The organism is Gloeobacter violaceus PCC 7421 (assembly GCF_000011385.1).
In the GTDB taxonomy this organism is placed as follows: Bacteria; Cyanobacteriota; Cyanobacteriia; order Gloeobacterales; family Gloeobacteraceae; genus Gloeobacter; species Gloeobacter violaceus.
Genome location: NC_005125.1, coordinates 4080237 through 4100889, shown reverse-complemented (window position 1 = coordinate 4100889; position 20653 = coordinate 4080237). Strand labels below are relative to the sequence as shown.

The window sequence follows — 20653 nt, the reverse complement described above, 5'->3', positions numbered from 1 at the left end:
GCTAGCGGCCCTCCCGTGCGAACTGGACGATGTCGCGCCAACCGGCAACACTCAGGGCAACGCCGTCGAGCATGGCATGAGGCAAGCGAACTTCGCGATCGACAGAGGTAGTCGCCATGTAGTTGTGCTCATCGACCAAAGTGCCCATCAGCACTGCCAGGGCGGCGCTAGCGGCCTGGATTTGGCTCGGGGCATACTCGATGTACTCAGCCCGGATCGCTGCTTTACGGGCATCGTGGGCCGACTGGATTTGAACCTCCAGCGAGGCGCGGTGGGCTTCCGCTTTGGACCGTGCGGCCTCGGCACGCGAGATGGAATCATTCAGAGCGATGCGGGTCAGAGCAGCGGGGGCAGCAGACTGACCAGCCGTGATGAACGATTCCACAGTGAAGGTCTCGGGTGCGGAAAGATCCGGTTCTCCCGCGGCAACCAACTGCCGGCCCAGTTCGATCAGGACGACCTTGAGACTCTCGATTTTGCCCTGGGTGGCTACCAGTTCCCGCTGCAACTTGGCGGCCTCGGGGTCGGCCTCAAGCAACTCCGGGCGGTAGTGACGAAGATGATCTTCGAAGCGCTGCTTCTGTTCGGCACGGGCCGACTCAGTGAGATCGCGCAACTTGACGGGGCGGCAGGCAACCCGTTTGTCAGCGGTCTTTTTGTCGATGACGTGCATGATTGATTAATCTCCCAATACGAAAGGTTTCTTTGATTCGATTGCCCGGCCGATGCCCTTGGCATCACGACGACTGATGACCATCGGGGCGCCCTGGTCATTGATATTCGGATTTTTGGCCGGTACCGTCTGCTTTTTGCTCGGGGGATTGGCCGTCTTGAGGGCAGCATCCACCGAGGCCATGTAGTTCGGTGCCGGTGCGTCGTCGATTTGCGGATCGGTCGCGTATTCGGTCAGCGTTTTTTCGAGAGCTTGACGAGGACTCGTCCCGTTCTTTTGGGCGGTCTTCAGGACATCCAGCATTTGAGCGGCAAACGCGCGGATATTTGCGTCCTGTGTCGGGCCTTGATTTTGATAACTCATCGTGCTGTCTCCAGAAAATGAGGAGTGATCTTGGACTCTGGCTACGGGGGGAAGGGGAGCAGGAAGCCAGTGAAACCTAGTATGCATGCCGATCTTGGGGGGCATTGCTGTAGCTCGAACTACTCAGCCCAGATCCAAAAAGGCCGCCTCCATGACCGCGTCCCGGCGTTCTTTGGTCATGAACTTGGGTTTATTCGGGTCCGACCAATCCCGATCGTCCTCCTCCGGCAAAACGGCCACATAGCTCGGCGCGGTAGCCGGTTCGACAGCCTGTCGGAGTGCCAGACCGGCGAGGGTGAGTGTTTGGACGGCCGCCCGCAGGCGCACTTCCGGCTTTGTCCTGGCGTCGGTCATCAATTCATGGATTGTGCTCAGAGCGAGAGGCAAGAGCGCGGCGTACTGCCTACCCAAGTCTTCGGCTGTCACCTTTGCGACGGCGCGGGTCTGCGTGGTTCGGGAATGTTCGACCTCGGCGGCAAAATCAGGTCTTTTCATCCATCGCTGGAGGGTGCGCTCGGCGACGCCGATTTGCCGAGCGACATCGGCCATGGTGGCGCCACCAGCAAGAAGGGCGATGGCTTTTTGCCGGACATGGATGGATGAGGGCGGGTGACAGGAGGGCGACACGTTAGGCGACACTGAGCGACACGACAATGCTAAACCCCGCTCTCCGGGGGCATTGCAGTAGCGACATGGTCCGCGTCTAGGTCGGCCTGCAGTCGGGCGATCGCTCCCTGCAAGGTTGTGGCGAGGGCCCGAAAGCGTTGGGCAGCTCCATCCGTGAAACCTCGCTGGTCACATTGGTCGGCGGTGTAGAGTAGTTCGCGGATTTGGGCGCGGGCGTCGCGCATCACCCGTTCGATTTCCTTGCGCTCCTTGGGTGTCATGATGATTGCTCCTGTGAGTAGTGGGCGGGTTGGACCGATCCGGCTGGTGCGCAGTGACTTTCGTCGTCGATGGCGTCGGCCGATTCGATCTCGCTGGCTTTTTCGTTGAGTAGCCGGGCACACTGGCGAAGGAAGTCGGCAACGTCGGGTCCGAGGGCGCCGCTTACGGATCGGCCGGTCGCATCGGCGTCACGCCTTGCCCGATCGAACGCGGTGTCCAGGCCATCGGTGCGCGCGGTGATATCAAAAAACACTTCTCCGACTTTGGTCATGACCGGTTGTCCTCCTTTGCGGTGATTGTCTCAGTAGGTTGGGCGACCCCATTGCGTGAGGCGGTGGTCCCGGGTAGCGGCCTCTCGGGGTAGACCATGACGGGTCTCGGGGAATTGGGACGTGCGTTCCACCTGTCGGGGCAATTGGCCTGTCTGGCGGCGCCGTGGCTGGGCTGGCGGGGGTTTCGTCAGCGAGTACCTCAGCGATCGCCCATAAGCGCCGGCCGGTCTCATGGAAGTACCGGGCGATGTCGAGACTGCCGGCACGGGCGAATCGCTTCGATGCGGTCTGGTGCTGTTTGCTTTCGCGACGGAGGTGGGCGATCAGGAAGTGCAGATCGTCGGCGAGTAGCCCGTGGTGGGCCGTCGGTTCGGGCAGCTGGGGGCGGCGGACCGGACGCGTCAATCGATTCACGGTTGCGCCTCCAGTTCAGAAGGGTGGTGGATGCTACAGGTGTAATCTGCCCAGAGTGTCAGCAGCATGCCGTCAGCGGCAGCTACTCGCACCTCTCCCCGGCGGGTTGGATCGGAGGCCAACGTGACCCGAGTGCCGCGGGGAATCTTGGGTTCGGTGAGTTGGAAGCGTTTCGGTCCGCGGGGACCGCTGTCGGTCTCGGCGAAGTGGATCGGGGCGTTCATGGTCAGTCTCCTGGTGAGGGGTTTTGTCAGCTTTTGTCAGTGAGTCAAAAATCGTCGTCGGTCGGTTGACTGTCGGGAGACACAAGGGCAAGGCTGGTTCTTTTCACTCGCGCCACGTCCTGCTCGCCGTCGAATCGGATTCCCACGAGAGCCATGAGAGCGGGGCAGTCTTTGGCTACCGTGCCCAGGACACCCACGGTCAGGTGAGCGTGAGTTCGGGGGAGTGATGCCAGATCTGTCAGCGTCACCCGGTCGCCCTCGCTCAGGGAAACGGGGGGATCTGCCTGATCGGTAGTCCTGGCGGGCATTTCAGGCTCTGGAGACGGAGCATCCGGGAGACCCGTCACTCGCTTTTCCGGTGACGGGTGACGGGAGGTGACGGGAGAATTCTTTAATAGGACCGGAGAATCAAAACTCTTATGTAATCCCTGGTTCTCATAAGACTTTGATCTCTCTGGGAGAGTTTTAGTAGTTTCTCCCGTCACCCCGTCACCAGCAGGCTGAAAGACTTGCGTTGACTGGATTTCAGGTGGTGACGGGAGGGTGACGGGACCCGCATTCTCCCCCGTCACCCCGTCACCTTCTCCCGGGGGGCGCCAGTAGCGGCGCGCTTTGGTTCGGACTGATTCCCAGCCCCGGCGGCGCAGGATAATGCCGACACGTTTTTGATCGGGGTTGGTGTGTCGCCCGGCCTCGATACCCAGTGCGCGCTCAAGAATCTCCGAAGTGGTTACCTCCGTGCGATGCGCCAGATAGGGAAGGATCTTCTCCTCCCAGCTATCGCTGACGGCATACGTCTCGTTGGCCCGCGCCTGCAAGGCGGTCTCGGCGGCCGTCAGGTAGTACGGCTCGCCCTTCAGGAACAAATCCACTGCCGCCGCCCATATGGCATCGCGCTCGGCCCCCAACTGGGCGAAGTCGATCTGCTGGTGGACTGGGACGACCATGAAGCGCCGATCTCCTGTTTCGTCTGCAAGAAACTCATCGCGGTTGGTGGTGCCCACGATCACAGACCGGCGGGGATGTGGGACTGTATCCCTCGCGTAGGGCCGCCGGTAGGCATCCTCCTGGCGAGTGAGGAAGGATTTCACCTCGCTGATATCGCGCCGCCCGGTGACGTTCTCCAGTTCCGCCCACTCGTTGATCCAGGCGCGGTGCATCACCATCAGATCGTCTTTGTTGTCGATCTGCGCCATCGAGTCAGAGAACCAGGTGCCGCCGAGAATTCGAAAGAAGGAAGACTTCCCAACGCCTTGGCGACCCTTAAGGATCAGGGTCAGATCGAACTTGCAACCCGGGCGGCGGACACGCGCCACGGCTCCCACCAGCCACCGGCGCAAATAGGTGTTGTGCAGCGGGTCATCCGTGCCAAAGTAGCGGAACGCCAGATCATCAAGCAGGTGGACGGTCTTGTCCTGGTGCAGCGCGTACACATTCTTGAGGTACTGCTCAACGGGGCTGTAGGCGTTCTCATCGGCGAGTCCAGCCAGCACATCGATAACGAACTCTTTGGCCGCCTCGATGCCCTGCTCGGTCGCCAGGTCGAGATAGGCGCGGTCCATCCCGCCCCATTCCTTGCCATCAAGTTCGACCGTCTCGCCCAGTAGGTTGCGGCGCACCCGACCCTGGTAGAACTGTCGGATGTCAGCAATGATTTCCGCTCTCGATGGCCGGGTACGCTTGCCGGACTCCTCTACCTCCTGGGGCGTGTCGAGTGCCGCTATCGCTTCGTGGTAGGCAGCAATCAGCGCGTCGGCGTGGGTCACATCGGCGGCGAGATAGTCATCGATGCCCTTGTGCGGACCGGGGAATCCAAGTTTTCCCGCCCGGCCCCCGCGCTCAACAATCAGGGCGCTGGTTTTGCGAATCGCGTTTTTGACATCCTGGATCGTGCGCTCCTTCACATCGTTGTCGAAACAAAACAGGATCGGGCATCCGGCATCCGCCAGCCGGGCGGTATCCTCGCGCAGAGAAGCGGCGACGTTGCGGTCACCCTTGCGACAGCCCCCCCAGATGCCCGGCAGAGCGACCGCAGGCAGGCCGATGGAGAGTAGGGCGGCAGCCTTCTTGGCTCCCTCGGTGATGACGATGGGCAACCGGCTGGCGAGTACCCACGGCCAGAAAGCCCCGGCTGGTGGTTCCAGTCCGGCGCGCTCAGCAACGAGTGCAGCGACCTCGGCCGGTACATCGAGGAAAAAGGCGCGGGTGGGTTGACCAGAAGGGTGCTCATACTTGATCCGCTTGCCCGGCTTCTGGTGATTCTCTCGCTGGTGCTCGGTATCCAGCTTCAGGCAGCCCCATTCCATTGGTTTCCAGTCCTTGGACGGGTCCAGCCCCTGGCATGCCCAGCCTCGGCGGTAAGGCGTTTTTTTGTCCGGTGCCCTCCAGCCCAGAAACTCTACGATCGGGAATTCCGGATCTGTGTGGGCGGTCGGCGGGGAATCTTCGATCGTGCGGAAGTTCAGGGCAATTATGCCGGGATGGATAGCGGAGTCCATCAATTCGGCGCGGTGCAAATCAGCCAGGGGGGCGGATTCTGAGTTATAATGGAGACAAGCAGGCATCGGGTTTTCCTTCTGTGAGAGGGGGGAAGAGCTGATCTCTGACAGCAATTTGATGAGCCCCCGATGCGAATCGAGGGCTTTTGTTTTGGCAGGTCAGGCGGCTGCCGCTAATTTCCTGGCCAGAAATTCACGGGCGCGGCGTCGCAAGATCTCGGCCGCGGTCTCGGGTCGATTGGCGATGCTCACAGCACACCTACCCGGGCCGCGCGTTGGGCGCGCAGTTCTTCGACGGCCGCCGCCCACACATCGGGGGAGCCCTGGCACTCGGCCCAAAGCTCAAGCGCGTCCAGGTTGTACCGGACCGTCCGGGAGTTCAGTTTGACCCAGCAAATGCCCTCCGGCATCCGGGGGCGCAGACGCTCCATGGATCGGGCGCACGCGTATCCGAGGTGCCTAGCGGCAGCAAAGGGGCCAACCCAGACGGGCTGGGGGGATTGATCTTCTTCGGCGATCGGTGCTACATTCACGGTCACTAGCTCCAGAAGGGTGGGTGAGCAGAAAGGCGACTAGCGCCTGTCTCGTATCGGCTGGTCACTTGCTTTGTGGACATCGGCAGGTGTTTCTGTCCACATCCAGAGCATAAAGCCGCCGGACCACTCAATCCGGCAATTCTGCTGAGAATTTTGTCTCCGCTCCATGCCTGCACGGCAAAAAGCCCCCCAGACTCGATCCAGGGGGCTTCTGCGCTACAGGTGGTGGTGCGCCGGTATCAGATCATCAGTTCGACGGCCACCACTTTGCCACCGGCGATCAGTATTTTGCGGACGAGATCCCTGTAAACCGTGCGCCGTTCTTCCTGGGTAATCGTCGCCCAGAAATCCGGATCAGCGAACGCCTGATGTAGCTGCTCGGCCTTGAGGTCCGCTTCTTTGCGTTCCCCCGCCGCCGCGCCCAAAAGATTATCGATCTGGCGGCGCAAATGGCCCATCGCATCTTGAAGCGCCCCGACCGGGTTGGGAATCGCTTCCAGTGCCGACAGTTGCGCGCGCAGTGCCTTGACCGTCTCCGGTTCCTCCACCGGCTGCCCGAGACCGGCCGAGACCATGGACGCTAGTTCGACGGCCTTTGCCCGCAATGCCGCCTCGATAGCGGCCTCGATGCATTCCACGGTGACGCTTTTCGTGTTTGAGCAACTGCCCTCGCGGCCCGCAGCCGAACAGTGGTAGGACTCCCTCCGGTACGTCTTCGTGGAGCCATCAGCCATCTTTCTCTGGGTGCGCTGATCTCTGTAGTAGGTGCCTCCACTGCAGAGGGGGCACCGTACCAGGCCGGTCAGCGGGCGATTGCGTGGCCCCTCCGCACTTCCCCACCCCCCGAGCTGTTTGCCGCGCTCTAGGGCCAGCTTCGCCGCCCTGGCAGTGTCGGCATCCAGATAGGCCGGGTGAGCGTCGGGATAGGTCGTGCCGTCGCCATAGACGATGTGACCACGCAAGGCAGGGGAGGTAAGCCACCCGCTAAACCCAATGTGGGTGAAGGGAGTGAAACCGAACATCTCGACACAACCTTTGAGGGTGCCGCGCACCCGGCCGGTTCTCAAGAATTCGGCGATCAGCCACCGCGCAATGCCCTCGATCGTCCATTCGGAGTGATCGGCAATACGACACAAAGCCGTCACGTTGAGCACATAGCGATCGTCTGCCCCCATACGGTAGCCGAAGGGTGGTTTCGGGTGGGCCGCACCCCGCAATCGCCGGTGTTTCATGCCGTGGCTGACCCGTTCACTCAACAAACGCGATTCTTGCTCATCGACGGCAGCCCGGATCGTCAGGTACATGCGCCCCGATGCGGTGGAAGTGTCCACCTTCTCATCCAGCAGGCGAAGGGCAACACCCAGATCGTCAAGCTTGTCCACCAATTCCAGGATCGCCCGGACGTTGCGGCCCAACCGATCAAGCCGCGTCGCCACGATTTCCCGTACATGCCCACCCTCTGCCAGACGTAGCAGCTTCTGAAAGTTGCGCCGGTCATCCTTGCGGCCCGACTGCACATCAATCAGAAGCTCATCCGTCCCAGCCCGCTTCAGGCGCTCGCACTGCTGAGTAAGCGCGTGCTGACTGTCCGCTTGCTCGGCAGTGCTCACGCGCGCATACCCGTACACCAGACCCGCCGCACCAATCGGCAACCGCGCCAGCTTTCCCATTCCCGGGCTCCGTCTAACACTGGGAAAATTTTACCACTATTGGAAGCTTTTGCTTCAGCAACCTCCAGGGCCTCGACGCTTACGCCCAACTCAAGGAAATTCTTGAAATCATCGGCTTTCGGGCCTTTCGCTCTCGGGCTAGCCGCAACATCATTTATGTCTCCGACAAGCTGAGTGCTCCCGCCCAGGTGGTCATCCGGCTGCGGGTGCTGTTGGTCAACGACAGCGTCGCCAATGAACGCGGCCTCAGCCTGGGCACCGGGATCACCTCCGGTTCCTACGACGCCTTCGGCCGCCCGGTGGCGATGGGCCGCTTCGGCCTGGATCTCGGCAACGGCGGGGCGTTGGGAGGCAGCACGTTTCCACAGTACTCGGGGCTTGCGGCCGGGGCCGGGGCCTTGAGCACCGCTCCTCTGGGCAACAACGGCGTACTGCCCAACCGCTCCGCCCTTACTTTGACATTTGCAAATATTGTTCTACAGCTGCAGCTGCTTCAGCAGGTCAACGCCCTGCAGACGCTCATCGATCAACAACTGGTGGTCAGCGACGGTGAAACGGCGACCATCAGCCAGAATGTCCAGTTTCGCATTCCCCAGACCATCGTCTCCAACGGCACCGCCCTCAGTTCTACCCAGGCGATCAACGCCCGCACCACCCTCAACCTCACCCCGATGGTCTTGCCCTCCAAAAAGCAGGTCGCCATCTCGGTGCGCGGCGATTTTTCCGATCCCCAGGGATCCGGGGAGGGCCTGGTGATCAATACCAATTCGATCGATATCCCAAATTTGCGCCTCGACAGCGGCGGCGTCGCCCTGCTGGGTGGGATCACCCGCCACGACGAGGCGAATATCGAGTACCGGGTGCCGGTGCTGAGTGCCATTCCAATTTTGGGAGATCTGTTCAAATCCTCCAACCGGGTGGTCAAGGACCAGCGGCTGCTGGTGATGATCGAGCCGGTCATCCAGGAGCAGCCCCTCGCTGGGGCGGAACTGCTCGAAGCGGAAGCTCCGGCCGCCGACAGTCCCCGCAACCTGCCCCCTGAATTTGCCAGCCACAAACCCGCCTCCGGGATCACGCCGCTCAAGTGACAGCCATGAAAAGTTCCCCATCCACCCGAACTCAAAATCGTATCGAACGCTTCATCGGCGCGGTGAGCGCCGGCGAGACCGAACGCCAGGTTCTCGAAGAACTCTACCGCACCAGTGGTACGCGCTTTTTTCAGCTCGCCTGTCAGCAGGTAGCCGATGAAAAGCGCTTTTGGGAGCAGTGCGCCGCCGTCTTCTTTTCGGTGGACGGGATCGTGCGTGCAGAGCAGATCGATCAAATCGAAGTGCAGCAAATCGAGAAGAACTGGGCGAGCCTCGGGCACCTGGTCATCCCCCACGGAGGCCGCCGCTCGGTGCTCACCGTAAGCCCCCTTACGGTCGCTGAGCAGGCCGAACTGCAGGCGCTACCGGTCTATGTCCCAGAGAAAATCGAGTTGTTCAACCTGTTGCGCCGCCAGATTGCAAGCGGCAGCCAGGCCACGCTGCAGGCCACCTCCGCCAAATCGGCGGACAAGATTCTCCGCTGGGGCGAGTCGCCCGCCGACAGCCTGATTATTCAGCTTTACGAAGTGCTGCTGGCCTACGAAGCGTCCGATGTACGGCTTTTTACCCGCGGCGGCCGGTGCGCCCACGTCGCTGCCCATATCGGCGAGGAGCGCGTGCTCATCAGCGAAGAAATCGGTGAACTCGATTGGGGAAGCGTCGATCTTGAAGGCCGCGGCCGCCAGATGTTCGCCCGCCTCGCCTCGGCGGCCGACTGCGAAATTTCCCAGCGGCGCATCCAGTACGGCAACGTCACCCTGGCCGATCGCAGCGGCCAGTTGCAGACGATGCGCCTCGTGATGGCGCCCCTCGGTCCCGGCGACGGCGGCGACTGGGAAATCGGCTTGCGGGTGATCAGCCAGGCGGGGTTTATTCCCCTGGAGCGCATGAACTTGCACCCGCGCATCTACCGCAGCATCACCGGTCGGTGGCCTACCCAGGAGGAGCCGCCTGAGCAGGTCTTAAGCGAGATGGAGCGCATCGCCGACACCGAGATGCTGTGTCTGTTGGATCTGGAGACGGCCATCAGCCTGGTGGCAGGTTCGATGAACTCCGGCAAGTCGATGCTGCTGCAGAATGTCGGGTTGCTGCGCGCCCGCCGCGGCCACCATGTGCACAGCTTCGAGAGCCCCATCGAACGGCTGGTCGAGGGCATTTTTCAATACGAAGTCACCGAGCAAAACGACTGGTTGGGCTGGTCGCGTTTTGCCACGCGCAACGACCCGGGCGACATTATCTTTGGAGAGATCAACGACCGCGACACCGCCCAACGCATCCTCGGATTCGCCAACGGCAAACTGGTGCTCACCACGCTGCACACCAACCGGGCAGTGCGTTTTACCGAGCGGCTGCGCAACTTGCTGCGCGGCGAATCGGAGCGCGACGGCCACGCCCAGATCGCCGCCTTCGTCTCGACCACCGGCTATGTGTACTGCCAGAGACTCCTGCCGCGGGTTTGCCCCCACTGCTCGACCGTCGAAGCGGTACCGGAGCCTCTGCGCGAGGCATTGCAATGGCAGATCCGACTATGGCGGCGGCCCGGTCCCGGCTGCGGCCGGGGCACCTGCCGCAGCGAAGGACCGCTGTTGGGCTATCTGGCCGACCGCGTTCCCCTCACCGAGGCCATCTATGTGCCGGCTTTGGCCGAGCACTTTTTGCGCCCCGAGATCACCGTCTTTGAGTTGTTGGCAGCAGCCGAGGTTCAGCACCAGCAGACCTACCGGCGCACCGCCGCCTGGATGCTCGACGCCGAGCGCCGCCACGGCGGGCTGGTGAGTTGGCAAAAAGTCGCACCCCATCTGCAGGAGGACCGGCAGGCGATGCGGCTGTTGTCGCGGCGCGAGGAGGAGGTGACGCTGTGACCGTTGCCTCCTCCTGGCGCCGCTTTGAAATCAGGACCTGGAGTCAAAGAAAAACGCTGGACTTATTGCAGCAATACCTCTGGAATGCGGCCCTGGGCAAGCCCATCGATCGCTGCCGGGTACTGGTGGAGATCGGCCAAGCCAAAAACGATCCCGCCTGGCTGGAGGTCGCCCAGTTGATGTTCCGCTACGCCCGCGAGGGCTCGGAAGTGTTTGTCTCCAGGGCGATGCAGAGCTTTCCGAAGCGCTTTCCGGCAATGCTCACCGGCTGCGTGCGCGAGGCGGAGTTGCGCGGTCAACTCGACGGCATCGTACCGATACTCGAGCGCTCGCTGCGCGTCGAGGTCGAATTGAGCGGCAAGGTCTTCGGTCCACTCCGGCGCATCCTATTTATTTTTCTGCTCTCGCAGGCGGTCCTGGTGGGGGTGAGCGCCACCCAACTGGGCACTATCCTCAAGGAAATCGAAGGGCGGGATCTTTCTCAGTACGCCATTTTTGCCCTGCAGGCGGACATCATCCGCTTCATCCACGACTGGCCCTGGCTGTGGGTGCTCCTGCAGGCGGGGTTGCTCGTCGGCGGACTATGGGGGCTCAAACAGCCGCGCGTGCTGCATCAACTCGAAGCGCTCTCCGCCCGCCTTTCGAGTTTGCAGGTGCTCCTCGACCTGCGCTGGCTGAGCTTTTTGGGGGCTTTGCAGGTGCTGTTGAAATCTGGGGTGCTCTTCGGCGACTGTCTCGAGCGGGCGGCGGGGGTGGCCGGTCCCTATCTGAGCGCTTCGCTGGCCGGGATCGGCCGCCACATGCAGATCGAAGGCAACACCGTGCGCTCTTTTTTGCGGCGCGGCCTGTGCCTGGAGCGCATCCGCCCGGAGATGCGCGCCTTTCTTGCCACCCTCGAATCGATGGAACCCCAGACCCGCATCGGGGCTATCGAGGCGCGGCGCGAAGCCCTGGTCGACCAGACCTTGCGGGGGGCCGGCACCACCGCTTTGATCTTTGAGGGCCTGGGTTATCTGCCCATCGCAGCGACAGTCGTATTTCTGGAAGCTTTTATTATCCAGTTCTCGGTTGTGCTGCCCAAACTCCAGTGACGTTACCCAACAAGTGAGGATTCCACCATGTCTCAGCTGAACGTCCGCAAGCGCAACCGCCGCGGTGTCACGGTCATCGAACTGACCATCGCGATGATCGTGCTGATTTTCCTGGCCCTGGCCTCGTTCTTTACCTTGAGCAGCCTGAGCAGCGATTCGAAGGCAGAAGCGACCGTCGCCGCCCTCGAAAAGATGATGCAATGGCGAGACTCGGTAGTCGCCCGCGGCGACACCACCTCCATCGGTGCCTTCAACGCCCTGAGCGGTCCGGAGGATGCAGCGAATATCGAAATTCTCAAACCGGTTCTGGGCACCAACTTCCGGCCCTTGCCGATGCAAATTTCACTCACCGACCTGTGCAACCCCGACAACAAAGTCCCCGGCAACATCAAAAACCGGGCAGCGGCGGCCCTCGGGCAGGCGAGCGCCACCAACACCTGCTCCGCCTCTTCGGTGAGCGGCACCGGTTTCGGGGAGGGAGCCTACCCGGTGGTCAGCCAGACCGGCGGCGTCGGCACCTCGCCTTTTACAGCGGCGCTCTAAGTGCCATGCAACTGCTGCGCACCGAGGAAGACGTCGTGGGCTGTCGGTTCGGAGCCGCCTGTTACCTGGCGACCTCCCAGTGGGAGACACCGCCGGCGGAGGCGCCGGAGCCGCCGGGCTCCTGGCGCCCCGACGCGGTGGGGCCGGTCGACATCCGTTGGCAGGCGGCCCGCCCGCCGGTTAAAGGTCCGGAATTTGCCTACCCGCTGATGCTGGCCGCGCTGCGGGCGGTGGTCCGTAAGGTGCGGCGGTTGCCGCCTTTCGTGGCGATTGTCGATCTGTCCACAGCCCAGGAGGCCTACGTCGAGGTGGCCCGCATCGGCGACGGCGGTATCGAACGACTGGGCGCCCTGCGCTCGCGCAGCGCCGGCAGCCTGGCACGGGCTGTGGAGTTACTGAGCACCGACGACGGCGAGCCGGTGTATTACCTGGGCAATCGCCGCTTTCCGGAAGGGGAAGACTCCAAACTGGGAGCCTTGGTCATTCCGCTCGCCGGCCATCCGGTCACGCTCGCGGCCCTGTTGGAGGCGGGCACCAATCGCAAGCGGACGCTGCCGCTGGTGCTGCTGAGCGCCCGCCAGCAGACCCTGGCGCTTGCCCTCGTGGGAATCGGCCTGTGGGGCTGGAGTGCCGGGCAATGGTGGCAGATCCGGCAAGCCCTGGCCACCTATGGGCCGGGCCTGTTGCAGCCGGAACTGACCCCGCTCAAGGAGCAGCTAAAAGCGAGCAAAACCCGCCACTCCGGCCTGGAGAGCGAATTTAGCCGTGCTCGCTCCGGGCACATTCCCAGCACCCGGCTGGCCGGTTTGCTGAGACGTCATGTCGGTGAAGGTGCCTACCTCCAAAAGGTTATCCTCACCGAGCGGCGCAAACTCCAACTCACCGTCGTCGGCAGCCCAATCGCCGTGCTGCAGTCGCTGGGCAAATTCGAGCACCTCGGCAAGCTTGGCGACCTTCATTTTGGGGTCCGCACCCGTGACCAGGTTTCTATCCCCATCGAAATCGACCTTGCCAACCACCTCCAGACCCAGCAGCGGCCCAAGGGTTCTTGAACTTTACCGCTGGGTCGGCTGGCTGTCGCTGGCAAGCGGGGCATTCGCCCTGCTGCTCAGCAGCTACTTCTACGTACAGATCGACCATGCCGTCCGCGAAGAGCAGACCCTTGCCCAAGATGCGGGCCTCAGTGCCGTCGGGCTGCAACAGCGCCTTGGCCAGTTGCGCCGCCGGACAAGCCGGTTGGAAACGCTCAAGCTCAACAGCCAAGTCCAGGCGCTGCAGCTGCTCACCCGCCTTGCCGCGCGCGAATCGTTGGTGCTCGCGGTGCAGTTTCACCGTCAACCCAAGGCGGGCGAGCTGCTTTGCACCGCAAGCACCGTTGGCAGCGAGAGCAATATCTGGAATTTTCTGGCCAATCTGGACGAGCTGCACACCCGTAGCCGCGGCAGCGTCTCCTTGCGTTCCTATGAGTTCGACTCCACCGAGGCGGGCAAGGTGCAGCTGCGGGTGGCCATACTCTTTTTGACCCGCACTCCCCAAGGAGGCTCACCTTGAGAAGTTCCCACGGCTTTACGCTCTTCGAGATGGTGATTGCCCTCGCGGCGCTGTCGATCTTGGGGGCGGTGGCCGCGACCACCACCGTAGGCGTCATTCGCGATGCCAACGTGGAAGCAACCGCCCAGGGGGTCGAACTATTGGCCCACTGGCGATCCCAGGTGGCGACGTTCAACCGCTCGGGCACCACCACCTGCTGGAATCAAGCCGACCTTGCCGTCGATTGCACCGGAGACGGCACACCGGAGACGGTACCGGTACCCGGGGTGCTCAACGAAGGCAAAGCGATGTTCTGGCCGGTGATCAAAGCGCCCTGGGTGTACGTGTGCGATCCTGGACGCTACCCGGATCATTTCCGGCGCGTCTCGATGGTGGTCGGCCGCTGCGAACCGGGCTGGAGCTACCCGCTCGGCAGCGATATGGGTGTGTTCGTCAGAGACTTCCCCGAGATGCGGATTCCTCAATAGCCTAAATTTATAATTACAATCGCCAGTTTAAACCAGATGACAAGCCTGGCCAGCACGATCTCCTGATCGATTGAAAACTGCTATTGCACCTTAAATCTTTGTTGGGAGTGCACAGGCAATATGGCCGGGCAAAATCGCGGGATCGCCCGCTATGGGCCAGATGCATCCTTAGGCCCCTGCAAAGCGCCTTGCTGCGGGGTCGCCTAGCCTTTGCATATTCGTTGGCCAATCGCGCCAATTAAGGAATATAATCTCCGCAGCCGGAGGTATCAGACGTATGCGCTCAATGCGTTTGACACGTTGGACGCTTTTTGGAGACGACAGCATTCGATGAACAATTGCAGCCGATCAGAGCGTCTTGCTGCAGCAATGCCAATGGCGGGAAAGGCACAGGATTATGAACACGGAAGTAAGTAGTAAAGTATTGCAGGTGCGTACGCTTCTGCGCGAGTTGATCACCAACTACCTCTGGGTCTGGCAGGACCAGCTCCAGCAGGTTTTCGAGGCGTTGCCCACCTTTAAAGGCCATCCCAATGTGGCGGTTGCCGAGTTGAGTCCGGCCCAGAGTGAAGCTTTGGGCGACGATCCGCTGTTTATGGCCCGCCTCAAACAGGCGGTCGACTTCCAGCGCGAGTACCTCGCTGCCGCCGGTGAGCGGCGCATCGCCTACTTCAGCGCCGAGTTCGGCGTCCACGAAACGCTGCCTATCTATTCCGGCGGTCTTGGCGTGCTGGCGGGCGACCACGTCAAATCGGCAAGCGACCTCAACTTGCCCCTGGCGGCCGTGGGCCTGATGTACCGGCAGGGCTATTTCAACCAGCAACTGAGCCCCGAAGGTTGGCAAGTCGAGCGCTACGTCGATCAGATCATGGATCTGACCTGTATGAGCCTGGTGCGCGACGGCGACGGCAACCCGCTGCAGATCACCATCCCGATCGAAGACCGGCAGGTCTATGCCCGCGCCTGGCTCGCCCAGGTGGGCCGCACGCCGCTTTATCTGCTCGATACCAACGTCGAGCAAAACGGCGAGATTGACCGCTGGATCACCGGTCACCTCTACGGTGGCGACCAGGACACCCGCATCAAGCAGGAAGTGCTGCTGGGCATCGGCGGGGTGCGGTTGCTGGACGCCCTGGGGCTCGACATCGACATTTTCCACATGAACGAGGGGCACGCGGCCTTTTTGACCCTCGAACTGATGCGTCAGCGCATGCAGGCCGGGTCCAACTACGTGCTGGCCCGCGCCGAGATCGCCCACGCCTGCGTGTTCACCACCCACACGCCGGTGCCGGCGGGCCACGACGCTTTTTCGCACGAATTGTTGCTGAAGGTGCTCGAACCCTATCGCCACGATGAACTGGGCATTTCGCAGTTCGACTTGCTGGTGCTGGGGGGCCGGGGCCGCTTCTCGATGACCGAACTGGCCCTGAACTTGAGCGGCACCGCCAACGCCGTCGCCCTCAGGCACCAGGAAGTCTCCCAGCGGATGTTTCCGTACCGCCAGATCACCCACGTCACCAACGGCATCCACCACCTCACCTGGGCCAGCCCCGAAGTGACCCGTCTACTCGACGCTGCAATCCCCGGCTGGCGCGAAGACCCGACTCTACTCTCCGAAGCGGACAACCTCGACGGCGAAGCGCTGCGCGCTGCCCACGCCCAGGCGAAAGCCCGATTGGTCCAGTTCATCAACGAGCGCGCCCACGGCGTCGACTTTGAAGAGGGTCTGCTCACCATCGGCTTTGCCCGCCGCTTTGCCACCTACAAGCGCGGCGATTTGATCGTGCGCGCCATCGACAAGCTGCCGCCGGAGGTGGGCGACCGCATCCAGCTGGTCTTCGCGGGCAAATCCCACCCCCGCGACAACGGCGGCAAAGAGTACATCCAGAAGATCCACGACTTGATGGAGGAGCGGCGCATCCGGCTGGTGTTCGTCGAGAACTACGACATGTCGGTGGCGCGCAAGCTAGTCGCAGGCGTCGACATCTGGATGAATACCCCCCGCCGTCCCCTGGAGGCGAGCGGCACCAGCGGCATGAAGGCGAGCCTCAACGGCATCCCCAACCTCTCGGTGCTGGATGGCTGGTGGGTGGAAGGCTACAACGGCAAGAACGGCTGGGCCGTGGGCGAAGACTACGTCGACGGCATCGAGGACGAGGACGAATTCGATGCGGCGAGCATCGCCCAGTTGCTCTCCGAGCAGATCCTCGATGAGTTCTACAATCGCCCCGCCGACTGGACCGTCCGCATGAAGGCCGCCGTCGCCACCGCCGCCTTCTTCAACACCCACCGCATGGTCTCGCAGTACGCCGAGATGATTTATCGGCTACCGGCATTGGTGGGGGTTTGATCCCCCCCTGCCCCCCCTTGGAAAGGGGGGGTGGTTGGGCAGTTTGCGGGAGGGCTCGTTGCCTCGCCCTCCCGCTTGATGCTGTGGGTGGGATCGGGGTGGGGGCTATAATCGGTGGCGCGAATCGATGAGAGGATGAACTGGCTGTGACCCAATCGCTGTTGCTCGACGCCGCCCGCAGTAAACCTGTGGCTCGGCCTCCCGTCTGGATGATGCGCCAGGCGGGCCGCTATATGGCCGAGTACCGCGCCCTGCGCGATAAGTACGGCTTTAAAGAGCGCTGCGAAAATCCGGATCTGGCCGTCGAGATTTCGCTGCAACCTTTTCGGGCCTTCAGGCCCGATGGGGTGATCATGTTCTCCGATATCCTCACGCCCTTCGATGGGATGGGTATTCCCTTTGAACTGGTGGAAAGCCGCGGCCCGGTGATCGATCCGCCGATTCGCACCCGCGAGCAGGTCGAGGCGGTGCGGCCCCTCGATCCGGAGGCGTCGCTGGCTTTTGTACGCACGATCTTGCAGACGCTGCGCCGCGAGGTGGGCGAAGCGGCGACGGTGCTCGGGTTTGTGGGAGCGCCCTGGACGCTGGCTGCTTACGCGGTCGAGGGCAAAAGCTCCAAAGATTATGCCCTCATCAAGCAGATGGCCTTCAGCGAGCCGGACTTGCTGCACGCGCTACTCACCAAGTTCGCCGATGCGATCGCCCGCTATGTGATCTTTCAGATCGACTCGGGAGCGCAGGCGGTGCAGCTGTTCGACACCTGGGCGGGGCAACTCAATCCCGCCGATTATCGGGCGTTTGCGCTGCCTTACGAGCGGCGCATCGTCGAGCAGGTGCGCCAGGTGCACCCCGAGACACCGTTGATTCTGTACATCAATCACTCCGCCGGGTTGCTGCGGCACGTCGGCGAGAGCGGCGTCGATGTGATGAGCCTGGACTGGACAGTTGATATGGCGGAGGCGCGGGCGATCCTGGGACCGGATATGGCGGTTCAGGGCAACCTCGACCCGTGCGTGCTGCTGGGAGATCAAGCCCAGATTCGCTCCCGCATCCTCGATATTGTCGAGAAAGCCGGTCCCACCGGTCACATCATGAACCTGGGCCACGGCATTCTGCCTTCGACACCCGAAGACAATGCTCGATTCTTCTTTGAGACCGTCAAATCCCTCGCCCCAGTGAGCGCCCGATGACCGCCGTTATGACCGACCGGCGCGCACGCGTGCGCGTCTTCATGCAGTCGCTCCAGGACAACATCACCAGCCGCCTTGAAGCGGTCGATGGAGAAGGGCGCTTTGTTGAAGATCTCTGGGAGCGCGAGGAAGGGGGCGGGGGCCGCTCGCGAATACTCACCGAGGGCCGCGTCTTCGAGCGCGCTGGGATCGGTTTTTCGGAAGTGCACGGCTCCCACCTGCCCCCCTCGATCCTCCAACAGCGCCCGGAGGCCGAAGGGCACCCTTTTTATGTGACCGGCACCTCGATGGTGCTCCACCCGCGCAATCCCTACGTCCCGACGGTGCACCTCAACTACCGCTACTTCGAGGCGGGGCCGGTCTGGTGGTTCGGGGGCGGTGCGGATCTGACGCCCTACTACGGCTTTGTTGAGGATGCGGCCCACTTTCACGCCACCCTCAAGGCCGCCTGCGACGCCCACGACCCCGAGTACTATCCGCGCTTCAAAAAGTGGTGCGACGAGTACTTTTATCTCAAACACCGCCAGGAGCCGCGCGGGGTGGGAGGGATCTTCTTCGATTACGTGCAGGGCGATTGGGAAAAAATCTTCGCCTTTGCCCAGTCCTGCGGCAACGCCTTTTTGCCCGCCTACCTGCCGATTGTCGAGCGGCGCCACACCCTGCCCTACGCAGAGCGCGAGCGAAACTTTCAGCTCTACCGCCGCGGACGTTACGTCGAATTCAACCTTGTCTGGGATCGCGGCACCATCTTCGGTCTGCAGACCAACGGCCGGATCGAATCGATCTTGATGTCGATGCCGCCGCTGGTGCGCTGGGAGTATAATTACCGCCCCGAGCCCGGTACAGCGGAGGCTGAACTGTACGAAGTGTTCCTGGTGCCCCAGGATTGGGCCAGCCAGGCGAAGCGCTGAGATCGATCAGGTGCCGGTCCAGTCCTCCCAGATGAGACCGGGTACGCGGGCAAACTCCACAACGTTGGCGGTTACAAGTGTTGCGCTGTGCCGCTGCGCCTGGGCAGCCATCAGCAGGTCATAAGGACCGATAGGGGTGCCGGCCGCGTGTAATACAGCGCGCAATTCGCCCGCACGGACAGCATCCTCCTCCTCAAAGGCGAACACTTCCACACTGCCGGATAGAAAGGCGCGCAGGCGTTCGGTATTTTCTTTGCGCCGTGCACTCTTAGCCACGCCATACCAAAGCTCGAACAAGGCAATAGTGGAAATTGCCACCGAAGCTTCCGCCGCAAGAACTTCTCGTAGTCGAATTCGGACGCCGGGCGGGGCATTTTTGATCACTGCGATCACAGCGTTTGTATCGAGAAGGTAGTTCACTCAAACAAAGTCTTTGCCTCGGGCATAGGCGGCTGCTGACGACCCTCTTCCATAAAAGGGACATCGGCAAAACGATCCATTGCACCAAACCACGCATCGATGTCGGTAACGATAGGCTCCAACAGGATGCCATCTCCGACTCTACGCACCCGCACTCGGTCTCCAGGCAGGCGAAAAGCCATGGGAAGACGCACAGCCTGGCTGCGCCCATGCCAGAAAATTTTGGCAACACCAGAGTCGGACATCGTCTACCTACTGCATTGGTATACACTCTGAGTGTACATTATTGCAAGTCGTCAGGCCCGCTGACAGTGCCGACAAATCCGCGTACGATCGATCGAGAGTCGCCGTTTCCCAGCGTTGACGATAGGTTGTGTCATGCCGGACCCACAAGCCCGTCTTTATACCCCCTCGACGCTATAGCCGAGCGGTAGTAGGTTCCGCGTGTGTGAACAATGGCTGCAAACTTGGATAAATTTCTCTTGAAGCTGGAATGATGCTGTAGGGGCTATCTTCAACAGCGCAGTACCGGTTTCGGTCTCCCGTGAATGCCTTCCAGTGAAAACATATCGTATAGGTAAAAAGAAATGCCAAAGAAACGATTGGCTCGACACACGGTGCTTTCCTTGGCGGCATCGAGTATCTTTTTGTGGGTTTGTGCTGCCGGTGGCGCGCAGGCAGGTACCGTTTTTTACGATTTGAAAACCGACTGGCGGTTGCTCTCCAATCCCAACGGGCCGTGGTCGTTGAACGAGGGAAATAATCCTCTCCCGTACGTTGCAGACTGGCAGGGAGATGAATATCACACTCCTCAATCCGGCTGGGCTGCTTCCGAGCACGGCAATACCTTCGTTCCTATCTGGTACCAGAGCAACGGAACCGAAGCTTTCGAGCACGACTGGTTGGCCGGAGACGTCGTTGTGCATAGCACAGACACGTCCAGCGGCGTCGGCAATGGAACTGCTAACGTCACCTGGACGAGTCCCGTCGAAGGTACGATCAACATCTCCGGTAGGGTCTGGCTCGGAAGAGACATCGGCAGAAGTAACAAATGGAAATTGTTTGTTCGTGGCTCCCTCGTCTCCTCCGGCAGTGTTGCTTCTGGCGATCCTTACAATCGTACCAATCCTTTCGACTTGGCAACCGGTTCTGGGGCCAGTAGCGTATTGAGCAATATTCCGATTGCAATCGGTGATATTGTCAAACTCCAATTTGAACAGACAAGCCCAGACACTTACGGGGATTTCGTAGGAGTCGAACTTTCGATCGTCGCGCAGACAGACACTACTGCCCCAGTCATTGTCGGCTTCTCACCTGAGCGCGGGGCAATCGGTGCGATGGTGACCATTTCGGGCAAGAACCTCGCCGCAATCACGGGTGTGAAATTCGGCAAGGTGAAAGCAAGCTTCACTGTCGATTCTGATAACCAAATTCGGACAGTCGTACCGGTGGAAGCAACCACAGGCAGTATCAAGGTCATCACATCCGAAAGATCCGATACCGGCTCGGTTCGATTCACAGCGATTAGTCCAGATGAGTTTGAAGTGACTCCCTGATTTGATGTGTGTCCATGATCGGCGTCATCGGCCAGAGCTACGGGCAATTCCGTATATATTGATCTGGGCAGGCTGGATTCCCCTGC

Annotated in this window: 22 protein-coding genes; 11 read left to right on the top strand and 11 right to left on the bottom strand. The window is 61.5% G+C overall.

Annotated elements, in window-relative coordinates; translation table 11 throughout:
• Position 1: 1 nt before the first annotated feature.
• The 9 genes from GLL_RS20065 to GLL_RS20025 all read right to left on the bottom strand — a co-directional run bounded on the left by GLL_RS20065 (position 2) and on the right by GLL_RS20025 (position 7538).
• Positions 2–673, bottom strand: a complete 672-nt coding sequence (locus tag GLL_RS20065) for a hypothetical protein (protein WP_011143882.1) — start codon at positions 671–673, stop codon at positions 2–4.
• A gap of 6 nt (positions 674–679) precedes the next feature.
• On the bottom strand, positions 680–1036 hold the full coding sequence (locus GLL_RS20060) for a hypothetical protein (RefSeq protein ID WP_164929405.1): 357 nt from the start codon (positions 1034–1036) through the stop codon (positions 680–682).
• Positions 1037–1159: 123 nt separating this feature from the next.
• Positions 1160–1663, bottom strand: a complete 504-nt coding sequence (locus GLL_RS20055; RefSeq protein ID WP_164929404.1) for a helix-turn-helix domain-containing protein — start codon at positions 1661–1663, stop codon at positions 1160–1162.
• A 29-nt stretch (positions 1664–1692) separates the two neighbouring features.
• Positions 1693–1923, bottom strand: coding sequence for a hypothetical protein (locus tag GLL_RS20050; RefSeq protein ID WP_011143879.1), 231 nt, complete (start codon positions 1921–1923; stop codon positions 1693–1695).
• Complete coding sequence (locus GLL_RS20045; protein WP_011143878.1) at positions 1920–2195, bottom strand: hypothetical protein; 276 nt, start codon at positions 2193–2195, stop codon at positions 1920–1922. Before GLL_RS20045 ends, GLL_RS20050 begins: the two co-directional genes overlap by 4 nt.
• A 411-nt stretch (positions 2196–2606) precedes the next feature.
• The gene (locus GLL_RS20040; protein ID WP_011143877.1) at positions 2607–2834 is read right to left on the bottom strand and encodes a hypothetical protein; all 228 of its coding nucleotides are present in this window, start codon (positions 2832–2834) and stop codon (positions 2607–2609) included.
• 44 nt (positions 2835–2878) lie between these two features.
• Positions 2879–5350, bottom strand: a complete 2472-nt coding sequence (locus GLL_RS20035; RefSeq protein ID WP_164929403.1) for a VapE domain-containing protein — start codon at positions 5348–5350, stop codon at positions 2879–2881.
• A 230-nt stretch (positions 5351–5580) separates the two neighbouring features.
• Positions 5581–5763, bottom strand: a complete 183-nt coding sequence (locus GLL_RS20030) for a hypothetical protein (RefSeq protein ID WP_164929402.1) — start codon at positions 5761–5763, stop codon at positions 5581–5583.
• A gap of 344 nt (positions 5764–6107) precedes the next feature.
• Entirely contained in the window at positions 6108–7538 is a 1431-nt protein-coding gene (locus GLL_RS20025; RefSeq protein ID WP_011143874.1) for a recombinase family protein, read from the bottom strand.
• 188 nt (positions 7539–7726) lie between these two features.
• Between GLL_RS20025 and GLL_RS20020 the strand changes: the two genes are divergently transcribed.
• The 10 genes from GLL_RS20020 (at position 7727) to hemF (ending at position 18591) form a co-directional block, all read left to right on the top strand.
• Complete coding sequence (locus GLL_RS20020) at positions 7727–8626, top strand: type II and III secretion system protein (protein WP_011143873.1); 900 nt, start codon at positions 7727–7729, stop codon at positions 8624–8626.
• A gap of 5 nt (positions 8627–8631) precedes the next feature.
• On the top strand, positions 8632–10488 hold the full coding sequence (locus tag GLL_RS20015) for an ATPase, T2SS/T4P/T4SS family (RefSeq protein ID WP_164929401.1): 1857 nt from the start codon (positions 8632–8634) through the stop codon (positions 10486–10488).
• A complete protein-coding gene (locus GLL_RS20010) occupies positions 10485–11579 on the top strand; it encodes a hypothetical protein (RefSeq protein WP_011143871.1) in 1095 nt (364 codons plus the stop codon). Before GLL_RS20015 ends, GLL_RS20010 begins: the two co-directional genes overlap by 4 nt.
• Positions 11580–11606: 27 nt before the next feature.
• Complete coding sequence (locus tag GLL_RS20005) at positions 11607–12122, top strand: hypothetical protein (RefSeq protein ID WP_011143870.1); 516 nt, start codon at positions 11607–11609, stop codon at positions 12120–12122.
• Between the two features lie 5 nt (positions 12123–12127).
• On the top strand, positions 12128–13174 hold the full coding sequence (locus tag GLL_RS20000) for a hypothetical protein (protein ID WP_011143869.1): 1047 nt from the start codon (positions 12128–12130) through the stop codon (positions 13172–13174).
• Positions 13131–13673: a hypothetical protein gene (locus GLL_RS19995; RefSeq protein ID WP_164929400.1), complete on the top strand. Its 543-nt coding sequence runs from the start codon at positions 13131–13133 to the stop codon at positions 13671–13673. Before GLL_RS20000 ends, GLL_RS19995 begins: the two co-directional genes overlap by 44 nt.
• Positions 13670–14140 carry a pilus assembly FimT family protein gene (locus tag GLL_RS19990; protein ID WP_164929399.1) on the top strand — a complete coding sequence of 157 codons (471 nt, stop codon included), beginning with the start codon at positions 13670–13672 and terminating at the stop codon, positions 14138–14140. Before GLL_RS19995 ends, GLL_RS19990 begins: the two co-directional genes overlap by 4 nt.
• A gap of 397 nt (positions 14141–14537) precedes the next feature.
• Complete coding sequence (glgP, locus tag GLL_RS19985; protein WP_011143866.1) at positions 14538–16490, top strand: alpha-glucan family phosphorylase; 1953 nt, start codon at positions 14538–14540, stop codon at positions 16488–16490.
• A gap of 146 nt (positions 16491–16636) precedes the next feature.
• Positions 16637–17680, top strand: coding sequence for a uroporphyrinogen decarboxylase (gene hemE, locus GLL_RS19980; RefSeq protein ID WP_011143865.1), 1044 nt, complete (start codon positions 16637–16639; stop codon positions 17678–17680).
• Complete coding sequence (gene hemF / locus GLL_RS19975) at positions 17677–18591, top strand: oxygen-dependent coproporphyrinogen oxidase (RefSeq protein WP_164929398.1); 915 nt, start codon at positions 17677–17679, stop codon at positions 18589–18591. Before hemE ends, hemF begins: the two co-directional genes overlap by 4 nt.
• A gap of 6 nt (positions 18592–18597) precedes the next feature.
• On the opposite strand, the gene GLL_RS19970 is transcribed toward hemF, so the two are convergent.
• Together GLL_RS19970 and GLL_RS19965 are read right to left on the bottom strand one after the other, a co-directional pair.
• On the bottom strand, positions 18598–19011 hold the full coding sequence (locus GLL_RS19970; protein ID WP_011143863.1) for a type II toxin-antitoxin system VapC family toxin: 414 nt from the start codon (positions 19009–19011) through the stop codon (positions 18598–18600).
• A complete protein-coding gene (locus GLL_RS19965; protein WP_011143862.1) occupies positions 19008–19256 on the bottom strand; it encodes an antitoxin in 249 nt (82 codons plus the stop codon). Before GLL_RS19965 ends, GLL_RS19970 begins: the two co-directional genes overlap by 4 nt.
• A gap of 342 nt (positions 19257–19598) precedes the next feature.
• On the opposite strand from GLL_RS19965, the gene GLL_RS19960 reads away from it, so the two are divergent.
• Positions 19599–20567, top strand: coding sequence for an IPT/TIG domain-containing protein (locus GLL_RS19960; protein WP_164929397.1), 969 nt, complete (start codon positions 19599–19601; stop codon positions 20565–20567).
• Positions 20568–20653 lie beyond the last annotated feature (86 nt).

Coding starts and splice junctions, on each gene's coding strand:
- GLL_RS20025 (WP_011143874.1), bottom strand. CDS start 7,538: ATGGGAAAGCTGGCGCGGTTGCCGATTGGTGCGGCGGGTCTGGTGTAC.
- GLL_RS20005 (WP_011143870.1), top strand. CDS start 11,607: ATGTCTCAGCTGAACGTCCGCAAGCGCAACCGCCGCGGTGTCACGGTC.
- GLL_RS20015 (WP_164929401.1), top strand. CDS start 8,632: ATGAAAAGTTCCCCATCCACCCGAACTCAAAATCGTATCGAACGCTTC.
- GLL_RS20040 (WP_011143877.1), bottom strand. CDS start 2,834: ATGAACGCCCCGATCCACTTCGCCGAGACCGACAGCGGTCCCCGCGGA.
- GLL_RS20045 (WP_011143878.1), bottom strand. CDS start 2,195: ATGACCAAAGTCGGAGAAGTGTTTTTTGATATCACCGCGCGCACCGAT.
- GLL_RS20000 (WP_011143869.1), top strand. CDS start 12,128: ATGCAACTGCTGCGCACCGAGGAAGACGTCGTGGGCTGTCGGTTCGGA.
- glgP (WP_011143866.1), top strand. CDS start 14,538: ATGAACACGGAAGTAAGTAGTAAAGTATTGCAGGTGCGTACGCTTCTG.
- hemF (WP_164929398.1), top strand. CDS start 17,677: ATGACCGCCGTTATGACCGACCGGCGCGCACGCGTGCGCGTCTTCATG.
- GLL_RS20065 (WP_011143882.1), bottom strand. CDS start 673: ATGCACGTCATCGACAAAAAGACCGCTGACAAACGGGTTGCCTGCCGC.
- GLL_RS20030 (WP_164929402.1), bottom strand. CDS start 5,763: ATGGAGCGTCTGCGCCCCCGGATGCCGGAGGGCATTTGCTGGGTCAAA.
- GLL_RS20060 (WP_164929405.1), bottom strand. CDS start 1,036: ATGAGTTATCAAAATCAAGGCCCGACACAGGACGCAAATATCCGCGCG.
- GLL_RS19960 (WP_164929397.1), top strand. CDS start 19,599: ATGCCAAAGAAACGATTGGCTCGACACACGGTGCTTTCCTTGGCGGCA.
- GLL_RS20050 (WP_011143879.1), bottom strand. CDS start 1,923: ATGACACCCAAGGAGCGCAAGGAAATCGAACGGGTGATGCGCGACGCC.
- GLL_RS19965 (WP_011143862.1), bottom strand. CDS start 19,256: ATGTCCGACTCTGGTGTTGCCAAAATTTTCTGGCATGGGCGCAGCCAG.